Origin of the sequence: Vibrio sp. 10N.222.52.B7 (genome assembly GCF_041474275.1) — a bacterium.
In the GTDB taxonomy this organism is placed as follows: domain Bacteria; phylum Pseudomonadota; class Gammaproteobacteria; order Enterobacterales; family Vibrionaceae; genus Vibrio; species Vibrio crassostreae_C.
Genome location: NZ_JBFRTU010000813.1, coordinates 1 through 212 on the forward strand (window position 1 = coordinate 1; position 212 = coordinate 212).

At 50.5% G+C, this 212-nt stretch carries 1 pseudogene; it reads right to left on the reverse strand.

Annotated elements, in window-relative coordinates:
- Positions 1 to 212, reverse strand: a pseudogene (locus tag AB4512_RS25425) (sodium:proton antiporter); the annotation flags it as partial.

Consider the following 212-nt stretch of genomic DNA (forward strand, 5'->3'; position numbering starts at 1 on the left):
CCCATGATGGTCACGGTTAATAAACCGGACTCTTCACTCAGATCATTTGAAAAAGAGAACGCCGCCAGCATTAATGTCAGGACCGCCACGTTACGCAAATAGTGCGGAACCCAATGCCCTTGCAGCATCTTGGCAATCAAATGGCCACCGATGATCCCTAAGCCTAAACCTATGACTAACGTCAGGCCCAGAGCTGACAGAACGTGTCCGGT